The sequence below is a fragment of the Belliella aquatica genome (genome assembly GCF_014637795.1).
GTDB lineage: Bacteria > Bacteroidota > Bacteroidia > Cytophagales > Cyclobacteriaceae > Belliella > Belliella aquatica.
In genome coordinates this window covers 19,580-30,710 of the sequence record NZ_BMFD01000019.1, presented here as the reverse complement: position 1 = coordinate 30,710, position 11,131 = coordinate 19,580, and the positions used below count along the sequence as shown (strand labels likewise).

Genomic DNA, 11,131 nt, shown 5'->3' with positions numbered 1-11,131 from the left:
AATAAGGTTCCATTGTTGATCTGGAAATACACATTGTCAAAGGCCAAATCCGCCAATGAAATATCATGCTGATTATCGATTGGGTCGATTACGGTCAGGTTACCTACTGCGATAAAATTCTGTCCAGCTTCCGCCTCAAAACTGTTGTTGTCAAGCAGAATATCCTCTGGTGCTGGCTTAGGAAGAACAGTCACTACGATCTCAACTGTCAACGCTTCCGTATTCAGAATTCCTGATGGTAAATTAATGCTTGCCGTTAGTGGATATTCTCCATTCCCGAATACATACAAGGTTTGTAAATCCCATGTGATCGGTAATGATAGGAATTGACCATCAGTTGTCATTACTGTGACTGTGGAAGGTAAACCTGGATAAACTCCCCAAACTGTCTCGATTGGGGCAGGCTGCATGACCGCCTCAATCACCGCAGGGATAATCTCAAAATCTGCGCTTGTATATACAATCTGATAGTTTCCTCCAGCTGCTAAGCTTCCAAGATTGATTGGATATGTTCCTACAGCTTCACCCGCATTCCTTGTCAAAGTACCAGTCAATACTTGTTCATCATCACCAGCTGCAAAACCTGTTGCAGAATAGCTCAATACCGGATCAGCCGTTCCAAAGACTTTAGACTGTCCTTCATTGGCTGTGATGGTCAAAGTAGCCTGTGTCACTTCCAACCCTCCATCAACCAAAGTGATGCCATAGTTCGCATCTGATGCTCCTGTCAAGGTGATTGGATATGTTCCAACATTCGAATCTGTCGTGGCTGTTGTGCTGATGCTTGGTTCTGTAGTTACTTGTGTATCTCCATTTACCAAACCTGAGTAAGTGAATGTTAAGGCTGGATTTGCTTCACCATAAACTTTCGACTTGTCATCTGCAGTGATGGTCAAATTAGCTTGGGTTACTTCCAACTCTCCTGCAACCAAAGTAATATCATAGTTTGCATCTGATGCTCCTGTTAAAGTGATTGGATAGGTTCCAACATTTGAACCTGTGTTGGCTGCTGTGCTGATACTTGGTTCTATAGCTGTTTGCGTATCACCATTCACCAAACCTATGTAAGTGAAAGTCAAAGCTGGATTTGTTTCGCCATAAACTTTCGACTTGTTCTCAGCTGTGATGGTTACTGCTTTTTGACCAACTGTCAGTGTTCCATTAACCAAAATGATGTCATAATTCGCATCTACTCCACCTGATAAAGTAATCGGATAAGTTCCAACATTTGAGCTTGCCGTAGCAGTTGTTGCGATGCTTGGCTCTGTTGCTACTTGTGTATCACCATTCACCAAACCTGTGTAAGTAAAGGTTAAGGCTGGATTGGCTTCGCCATAGACTTTTGACTTATCAGTTGCCGTAATTAAAACTGAAGCTGGAGTCACTTTTAACTCTGCACTAAGCGTAAGAGTCTTATAATTCAAGCCGCTTATGGTAGCTGTTACGACATTAGTTCCAACATTTGTTAAGCTATTGTTGCTGTATGCTACTGAGGTTCCTTCCGAAAGCTCACCTGTAATCCCAAGGGACTTGGAAATACCGTCGTAGATGAAGCTGGTACTCTTCAATTCAACTCCCGTCACTGTAGCTGGGGTGATCGCTAAAATTGCTGTCAGTTCCAGTGTAGTGTAGTTACTTCCCGTGATCGTTGCAGTTGCCGTTTGGCTTCCAACATTGGTTATGCTATTGTTGCTGTATGCTACTGAGGTTCCTTCCGGAAGCTCACCTGTAATCGCAAGAGACTTGGAAGTTTCGTCATAAACAAAGCTGGCGTCCTTCAATTCAACTCCCGTAACCGTAGCTGGGGTGATGGCCAAAGTCGCTGTCAATTCCAGAGTAATGTAGTTAGCACCTTTGATCGTTGCTGTTGTTGTCTGGCTTCCAACATTGGTTATGCTATTGTTGCTGTATGCTACTGAGGTTCCTTCCGGAAGCTCACCTGTAATCGCAAGAGACTTGGAAATACCGTCGTAGATGAAGTTGGCGTCCTTCAATTCAACTCCCGTCACCGTAGCTGGGGTGATCGCCAAAGTAGCGGTCAATTCCTGTGTAGTGTAGTTACTTCCCGTGATTGTTGCAGTTGCCGTCTGGCTTCCAACATTGGTCAGGCTGTTGTTGCTGTATACTACTGAGGTTCCTTCCGGAAGCTCACCTGTAATCACAAGGGACTTAGCCGTTCCGTCATAAACGAAGCTATCGTCCTTGAATTCAACATCCGTTACCGTTGCTGGGATTATGGTAAAGTCAGCTCCTGTGAAGGAGATTCCATAATTATCATTTGAACTCAAGTCTCCTTGGTTGATCGCATAGTTTCCAACTTCTTCACCATTATCTCTGCTGAGTGTACCAGTCAGAATATTTGATGCTTCCTCTTCGTTCACAAAACCAGTCACTTTATAATCAAAAGTTGGATCTGATTGCCCATAAACCTTTATCTGACTTGGATTCACAGTGACCATTAAGGTGGCCTTATCGACATTCAATATCCTCTGAACTGGTGTAGCTCCGAAATTTTCCTCATCTCCAACTTGAATGGCTGTGATTTTAGTCGAACCTACTTTTAAAATCGTTGCCTGATTCCCTGTTATGCTAACAACATTTGGATCCTCCGCAGTATAAGTTACAATTAAACCTTGGTCTGTTACCGCATCTCCTAAAGTGAATTTGGCATCTCCGTAAGTCTTATTTTCTATTTCATCAAATGTGATCGTTTGTTCATTTTTATTAATTGTAGTGAATGACCAGGTATAAGTGATTGCTGAAAAGCCTGCAAATTGATTTCCTATCAAATCTGCTACAAAACCTGAAGGGATTTCCACAATGACTTGACTATTTACAGGAAGATTCTCACTAATTTTAAATGAGACTGTAAGTTTGTCCCCAGAAAGCTCAAATACTGATCTATCTTTAACATCACTCAAATCATACTCCAAGAAGGATTCAATGGTACATCCATCAATACCAACTTTACCAAGCTTAACTATTCCTGAATTACCCAATACAACTTCCTCATCAAAAGTAATGGACAAAGTAGGCTGTAACTCAACTTCAGTAGCATTATTTGCAGGACTGAAAGAGGTGACAACTGGAGAAGTTTTATCAACGACTCTAATAACAAACTCTTGATCTACCGATCCAGCTTCATTGGTTGCCCGAAGTGTAACCGGATGATCTCCGATATCAGACTTTTTCGGAACCCCTTTAAGTGTTGCCCCAAAGGATACTTGATAAATTTCAAATGTTCCTTGCTGAGGATTACCTTGTATTGATGATACATCCCTATAAATAATTTTTCCAGTGGGAGTCATCAACATAAGAAAAATACCTGGTCTTTCAATATCTTGGTCCACATCTTCAAATGAACTAAAATCTGACACGTACTTCCTTACTCCCCCTACATTACTTTCATTGATATAAGATATATACCAAGTACCATCTTGGGATTTTTCGATTGTCAAAGGAAATGCGCCTATACTCTCTGTTGGTACAAGAAGCTCTTTAGTCGCACCGTCATATTTAAAAATTCCATAATCCTGCTGTGCATTGGGGAAATTTAAGAAATAAAGGTCTTCATTTTCGTCAAATGTAAATCCAAGCAAAGGCCCTACTTCGGAAAGATAGTTTTCTATTGCTTTTGTTTGTTTATGAATTTTTTGAAGACCACCAGCTTCCGAAAAAACAGTCGCATAGATATAGTCTCCTTTTGAAATGACTTTCAACACTGCTCCTCCCAACTCTTCCTGGGTAAGCCATACCTCTTCCCCTAAACTTGGATTGGCAATAGGAATCCTTAACAGCGCAGGACCATCCTGAATTTCTCCAAAACTTATTACTCCGATATACAAGTACTCTGAATCTACCGCCATTGAAAAAGAAACTTTCTGGGATAGACCTGAAGCCCAAGTATCATAAGTCCCATCAGGAGCAACTTTGAAAATCCTTGTTCCATCAAATGTCATCGCAAAGATATTCCCTTCACCATCTCCCGCTATACTCATCACGTCATCTCCTTCTTGAAAGCTAGCAAGAACAGTAGATTGACTTGCCCCTGCCGCTGAAAGCTCAAGCCAAGAAGGCAGAACGGGTGCAGAGAGTATAGTTTCTAAATCGCCCTCCTCACTTGCACTCACCGGATAGCTGTAATTTTCACCATAGCCAATCTCCAAAACGGTAGGATTAGAAAGGAAAGCAGGCGGACCGAGGATGGCCAAATTCCCAGCTACATAGGTGATTTCATAAAAATCAGAAGTTATTCCACTTGCAGTAATCTCATAAGCCCCAACAGTTTCTCCGGATTCCCGGTCAAAAACTGGATCTCCTATCAATTTAGATAAGTCGATCTCACCTAGAGCTGAGGAATAGCTGACTGTAAACTCAGGGTCTTTTGCCCCCAGTGTTTTTGATTTAGAATCAACAATGATCTGAAGATTTAATGACATAACTTCAAGTACCACGTCATTCCCATCTCCACCTAGGTAGCTGATCTTAAAGAAAATAGGATTAGAGTTTTCGTCTTCTTCTTCAAAAATCACCCCTTCTTCCAAATCATTAAAAGTACCCGTTACAGCCTCAGTCCCTTTATTATCAATCAATAAAATTTCATCCCCTGCTTTAAGATTGGCTGCTATTGAATTTAATTCTAATGTAAGTCCTGATCCTAACTGGACAGACTCTGCCACAATCAATTGATTTGAAGTAGTTGACGTGAGAATGGAGGTCTGGTAATTACTGATTCCACTCAAGTCAACTTTTCCAACAGAAAGTGACTCTTTCAGATTAAGGGTTCCAGATTCAGTGGCTGCTTTTAAAGTAAGGTTTAAGTCTGTTGAAAGCGCGGTGTTGACAACAATCTCTAATGTATTGTTCTCATCACCTATTATTATTTCACTGGCTGTAATCCGTCCTAGTTCTGTTCCGGAAAGACCAAGAATACCCATAGTTTCCAAACCACCTAAATCAATGGCCATATCATTACTTGCAGGCTTGACATATACAGTATTTGTATTTGCATTCACAGGACCAGTCAAATCAATCAAATCAGCTTCAATCGTAATTTGACCCAAAGATTTCACTCCATAATCCGCGTCTGAGCAATTGAAACAATCAAATACTGAAACCTGACCGGTAACTGATTTGATGCTGATCTCCCCAGTTCCGTAGTGGTTTTGAACACCGCCTCGGTTAATATCTACACCATTATTCGCTTCTACATAAACATTCCCCTTAGATTTGAAACCTGCACCGGTCAATTCTATTTTACCAGAAGTACTTGTCGCTAAAATATTTTTACCTGTTCCGTAGGTATTATCCACCCCTCCTGCACTTACTGATATCAGCCCAGAAGCATTCAATTTCACTACGCCTTTTGATTCTATTCCACTACCATTTATTGTGATTTTCCCGGCAGAGCTGTTCACTGTAATACTGTCAGTCCCCACTCTGTTATCAACCCCCGAATCCCTTATCATGATGTCCCCAGTGCCTGAAAGGGTTACTTTTCCTTTTGAAGTAACTCCCCCAGAACCGGTATTGATTGAACCTGAACTCGTAATTATTCTGACATTTCCAGTACCTGAACGATTATTTGTTGAGCCATCGTTTAGCGCAATATCTCCTGCTGCCGATATAAAAATATCACCCCTTGAAACAATTCCTGTCCCTCTGGTCGTAATGCCACCTTCTGAAGAAATAAGCTGTAATATTCCAGTGCCATTATTATTCCGAACAGATGATCCACTAGTTGAAATCTTCCCTTTAGACCGTACCGTTAGTTCCCCCCTAGAGCTAACCCCTTGTCCAGAAATATCCACTTCATTGTCCGTACTAGTAATAATGATATCGCCAGATCCTGAAGCTCCAATAACCCCACTGCTTGAAATAGTAATTCTACCTGAAGCTTCTAATATAATATTACCATTAGAACGTAGCCCATTTCCTGCAGAAGTAATACCTCCCGTAGAACTAGTCATATTTATAAAGCCAGATCCTAAAGAATTATCTATAGCCTTACTAATGGAAGAAATCGTTCCGACACTATTTACCGTAACATTTCCCTTAGTTCTAATTCCATTTCCTTTGATCGTGATTGTACCTGAACTATTCGTCAGTTCTACACTTCCTGATCCAGAGTTCATTTGAATCCCTGTATTTTCCACAGATATATTTCCCCCAGCAGAGATGGTAACATCTCCTGCAGTCGTTGCGTTTCTTACGATAATCCCATCCATATCAGTGTAGCTAATGGAACCAGTTGCTACTGCACGCAGGTCAACAGCATTGTTTGATGAATTGGTCAAGATATAGGTACCCGTATTCCCAGTCTTACCTAGCATCAAAGTTTTTGAGGAAATGGCGGACGACTGAGTAACCGTTCCACCTGAATGAATAGTTAGGGTATCCAACGTAGTCAAAGTTGCTCCGATATCGAAACCTAAGCCACTTTGTATGTATAAATCTCCTGTTCCCTTTGTTTTAATCGGTCCAAATACTGTGAGTTGATCGGTAGCTGAACTTAGGTTTATGTTAATTAATTGATTATCTGCACCAGGCAATTCACTGAAATCCAATCCACCTACACCAATAGTCACCAGATCAGTACCTGAATTGCCTAATACTGACAATCCTGCAAAAGTTGAAAACTCTCCCAAATCTACCGTGATGGTCGAAGTGCCATTTGTACTGATACCATTGACATCAGAGGCAAGAACAAGACTGTTTTGAGTGTTGGCAACGATTAGTGTCAACTTATTTCCACTTATTAAAGTATTTAAATCAAAAATCGTTGTTCCTCCCGATGGAAGTTTTAAGGTGAACACATTATCTATAACACTCCCGCAAATGCTACCAAATAGAATGGTAACATTAACGGGTGTTCTCGTCCCACTGAAGTTATCATCCTGTAAATAATAGGTAGTATTAGACAAAAGAGCAGGAGTGACGAAAGTAGCTCCTTGAAAAAGTAGGTTGCCTCCAGTTGCTGCGTCGTACCATTTAATTGTACCAGTTCCAGTGGCTGTTAAGGTTACCTCAGATCCGGAACAAGTTGAAACATCATTTGCTGAAAGACCAACAGGAGGTGAGGTCGTAAAACTCTCCACTACCCCATAGCTTGTGCCTTCACTATTAATGGCATAAGCACGAACATAATAAGTTGTTCCGGCAATAAGTCCCGTGACTACCTCCGAAAAAGACCCTATTTCAGTCCCTTCTTGTACTTTGGTATTTGAAGTAGTCGGATTGGTCTCAGTTCCATAAACAAAGCCACGCTCAGTAACTGTAGCTCCGCCATCTCCTGTCACTTCTCCACTGAAAGTAGCTTCCGAAGAAGTAATATTGGTAACTGCGGAAGTGGTTACAGTTGGAGCAGTACTTGCGGAAGCGTTTGATATCCATTCGATATCATCTATACCTAAATTGGAGATATCTGCTGCAGTAATTACGATTTTATCTACGTCATCAAAGCTTGAATTTGAGTTAAAGACATTATTAAATCCTGTAACAACGTCAAAAGATTGTGCACCAGTAGATATACCATTTTTGAAACCTTCAATTGTAAGTTTGTAAGTAAATGCAAAGCACGTGAAGATGTTGTGAAAATCAATTGTCCCTAAATTGATTTCATTTCCGCTTTGCGTCTCTATAGTCCATGTGGTTTGACTAGAAGTACCAGCCGAAAGGTGATTAAAACCACTATTAGCACAGAAGGTTTCTGTAGTTCTGTAAACATGATTAGTAGGACCACCACCACTAAGCGTAAAAACAAAAGTTTCATTACCGTTCACAATGGTATAAGGATTTCCATAAGAGGTCCCATTCACATGCTCCTGATCATCGAAGGTGATAACTTCAGAAGGAATAAATTCTGAAATAGTCCCAAATCTTTCACCGCTCTTATTCTTCAACCTAGCATTGTTCGCTCCATTAGTGGAAAAACCAGTTTTCGATGAGGATGAATAACTGTAGGCAAGCATGTCTTTGAATACATCATCATTAACATCCTGTTGAAAATCAAAATTCTTAATTGAAATTGTTTGACAATTAACAACTTGAATATTTGAAATTAATAGCAAGATTGAAAATAGAGTATATTTCAAGTATTGATTAAGTACTCTACTTTGTATATGAAAATCTTTCATTTGATTGTCTTTGATTGTCTAATTGTTTGATGTTTTAATTAATAAAGATGATCTTCAAAATTCTTTTGTGAGAATTGATGTAAACCTTATTTTTTTTTATGAAGAAAAATGTAAATCAAGAGATACACTGCATATCACTATAAAGAATGATTTCCTATATAATAAGATTTACGCTTTTATTCTAAAAAGAAATTGCAATAATTTTCAGTATTTAAATTGTATTTGGTGTTAACTCTTTTTTAAAATAAAATTCATCAACTCAAAATTACTAACTTTACAAGTTTGCTGGCAGGAAATTTTTTATGAAACATTACCAAATCATCCCCCTTCTCTCTCCAAATAGTACATAAGTCAACATAAATTCATGCGTCACATTCGATAGCAAGTAGCTTCTCAACATCGGCATCTCATAGATATAACCTATTCGCATCTTGTCGAAAAGCAAGCCAAACTGGAAGTTGTTCGCATAGTCTATTCTATGTCCTCCTCCAATCCAAACCTTTTCTTTCAATACTACCTTGAGATTGAGTTCTAAGTTGTCTGGTAAATCAGACTGACTTCTGTACATAAAGTTGGTCGCTACTGCTAGATTATCATTGATCCTGTTTCTATATCCTGCTTGGAAGATGCCTACTCTAGGCATTCTCTCCATGAACACATCTCCCGAGTTGATCGCTCCTTGATTTACATGGTGTACTGCATAGGAAACATAGTAGTTAGGGTGCGTTACCGCTATCCCTAAGTTGAAGTCCAAGACCTGCATATTCGAGAAGCTCCCAAAGTACTGTCCTACAATCGGATCATCTGCTTGTTCGGTAGTCATGCTATTTCCATCCAAACGAATAGAGCGATAGTTTAAGCCAGCGCCGAGCCTTAGGTTGGTCTTCTCTCCAACTTGGATTCTCGAAGCATAGCTAGCCACAAATTCTGTTTCTGCAAAGGCACCATATTGATCATGCAGGATAGATATTCCTGCGGCATTCTTGCCTAGGATATCTCCTGAGGCCTGACCAGAGAGTTGGCCGAAGTCTAGTTCTGCTGAGGCAAAGTATGTCTTCGGTGCTCCCTCCCAACCTGCCCACTGATTGCGGACAAAGCCGCGAATCATGGAACCTTCATAGCCTGTCAACGCTGGGTTATAGTAACCCTGTAAGTGACTGAATTGAGAAATGTATTTTCTTGATTGAGCGAATATGGTCGTGCTCAGTCCGAAGCTTATTACGAGTATAAATATCTTTTTCATAGCTTTTTTTGAGGTGAAAGGTTCGAGGTTAAAAGTTAAAGGATGTCCTCCCTTTAACCTTTAACCTTTTCCCTAATTCCTAATTCTTATTTTCTAAGTAGATTTAACATTCCTTTTCTTACTTCTCCAGTCTCTCCTACTTCGATCGTCCAGTAGTATGTTCCGATTGGTAGCTCTTTGCCATTGAAAGTTCCATCCCACATTTCATTTGGATTCTCGGTATAGAATAACCTATCTGTCCCCCTGTCGAAAACTTGGATTCTGACGTTTCTATAATATCTCAATTCAGGTACTCCCCAAGTATCGTTGTGGCCATCATTATTTGGTGAGAAAGTATTGAATACTTCTATTCCGGCAAATGAAATTCGCTGCCTTTCAATCGTGAAGTTCTTTTCTAGGATATTTCCGTCTCTATCTGTGACCTTAACAGCGATTGCAAAATTTGTTCTTCCTGCAGCAGGGTCTTCACTGTTCCAGTAGAGCACATCATTTTCTATTTTAAAGAAATTATTATCCATCACACCACTTTCAAAACCTATTAAATGAATATTATCCACAGCATCTTCTACCATGAAAGATCCAATTGCTACTTCTTGATTTGATTTTGGAGCTTCGAAAGTATTATTTGATAAGAAGATATTCTGTGGATCCAGCTTTGGAAGCACGATACCATCTACCGTAGCAATTTTATTATAAGCATTGAAAACACCTCTAGGAAGTAGTCCCAACTCACTTGTGACAGGATATGTACCTCTTGCGTAAATATTCAGCTGTTGATAATTCCAATTAAGAGGAAGTTTCAATAGCCTTCCTGAACCCAACATAGTCAATACAGAGTCTTGAAAAAGTGGTGTATAATTCTGAAGCCCCCAAGGGATATTTACATTTTCCAGATCAAGAAAGGCTAATGGAGATCTGAAACCTATATAGTCAGGCACACCATCCGATACCGAATCTTTATAGTCATTGGAGTCAAAAGGATCTGTTCCATCTACAATTTCAACGTAGTCAGGTACACCATCCCCATCAGAATCTAAATACACTCCTGGATCTTTCAAATCAGTAGTATTCTTAATTTCAATGATATCGGGCACTTCATCTTCATCAGAATCTCTTGTGAAATTTTTGACTATGAAAAAAGACCCCTCTTTCTCAAACTCAGAAAAATCGACAAGCGAAATCATGTTTTCACCGACTTGCTGATTTAAAGGAAGTTCCCACTCTCCATCTTCTTCAATAAGCAATGCTTTTAATTCAAAATCTGCTGGCTCAACAGCTTTCTCCCAAGAAAAGTCAATTCCTGTTTTCAATTCTTGGTTGCTTGAAACATTTCTGATTTTCCATTTAAAAGGAAGTGAATTTTCTTCTTCACTCTTGTCCATACCAATAGAGAAGGAAGCAGGATTTGAACCTGGCTTAAGGTTTAGAGAAGCCCTACTTCCTATTCCAACAGGAATATTTAAGGAATTTAAAATCTGTCCTGTAACCAATCGAGCGTCAGGGCTTTTCATTTCGATGAAATCTGAAGCCGTCAGGAGAACAGCTTCTACTCCATGCACCTGACTGGTACCGGAAAGTTTCAGACTCCCTGTGGAAACTACCATCCCCTGAGAGTTAACAAAGAGGGCTGCATCACCGGAAAGGGTCAAGCCTTGGGCCAAAAGGTTTGAACCAGTTCCGAGAATCATTCCTAAGAGGAATAAACATATTTTATTATTATACATTAGCGTCCTTGAGTTGGATGTAAATAGAC

The 11,131-nt window shown here is 39.9% G+C and carries 3 protein-coding genes; all 3 read right to left on the bottom strand.

Annotated features, from left to right (window positions below):
• Positions 1-8,135: MBG domain-containing protein (locus tag IEV57_RS17410; protein ID WP_188444325.1), on the bottom strand; the 8,135-nt coding region annotated here is incomplete at its 3' end.
• A gap of 310 nt (positions 8,136-8,445) precedes the next feature.
• The gene (locus tag IEV57_RS17405) at positions 8,446-9,378 is read right to left on the bottom strand and encodes a PorP/SprF family type IX secretion system membrane protein (protein ID WP_188444324.1); all 933 of its coding nucleotides are present in this window, start codon (positions 9,376-9,378) and stop codon (positions 8,446-8,448) included.
• Between the two features lie 86 nt (positions 9,379-9,464).
• Entirely contained in the window at positions 9,465-11,102 is a 1,638-nt protein-coding gene (locus IEV57_RS17400; protein WP_188444323.1) for a T9SS type B sorting domain-containing protein, read from the bottom strand.
• Positions 11,103-11,131: the final 29 nt, after the last annotated feature.